This is a genomic window from Mesorhizobium sp. Cs1321R2N1, from assembly GCF_037179725.1.
Classification (GTDB): domain Bacteria; phylum Pseudomonadota; class Alphaproteobacteria; order Rhizobiales; family Rhizobiaceae; genus Mesorhizobium; species Mesorhizobium salmacidum.
Genome location: NZ_JAPYKP010000342.1, coordinates 1 through 485, shown reverse-complemented (window position 1 = coordinate 485; position 485 = coordinate 1). Strand labels below are relative to the sequence as shown.

The window sequence follows — 485 nt, the reverse complement described above, 5'->3', positions numbered from 1 at the left end:
GAACTTGCCGTCCCGTTCGACCTGGCTGTCGGCCGCCGGAGCCCGCGCGACGTCATTGCGCGACGAAGTGGCAAGGGCCGTCCACCATCCGGAAACGGCGAGTTGGTCCTTGTCGCGCAGCGCTGAGATCAACAGGCCGGCGGTCGGCATCGTCCAGACAGCAACGAGCAGAAGCACCGAGAGGTGGACCGCCCACATCAGCGGGGAGCGCGTGGCTGGTTTCATCTCAGTGGCTCCTCATTTCCTTGGCCGCGTTGCGGATGTTCCAGATCATGATCGGGACGACGAGAATCATGATCACCACGGCAATCGACGCGCCGCGGCCGAAGTCCCCGCCGCCGCGGAACATCCAGTCGAACATGAGGTTGGCAAGCACCTGGCTCTGCCATTGCCCGTTCGTCATCGCCAGAACGATGTCGAAAACCTTGAGCACCAGGATCGTGATGGTGGTCCAGACGACGGCGATCGTGCCCCAGATCTGCGGC

Annotated in this window: 2 pseudogenes; both read right to left on the bottom strand. The window is 63.5% G+C overall.

What is annotated here, in order from left to right:
• Positions 1-225 (bottom strand): annotated as a pseudogene (locus O7A61_RS32395) (carbohydrate ABC transporter permease); the annotation flags it as partial.
• A 1-nt stretch (position 226) separates the two neighbouring features.
• Positions 227-485, bottom strand: a pseudogene (locus O7A61_RS32390) (alpha-glucoside ABC transporter permease); the annotation flags it as partial.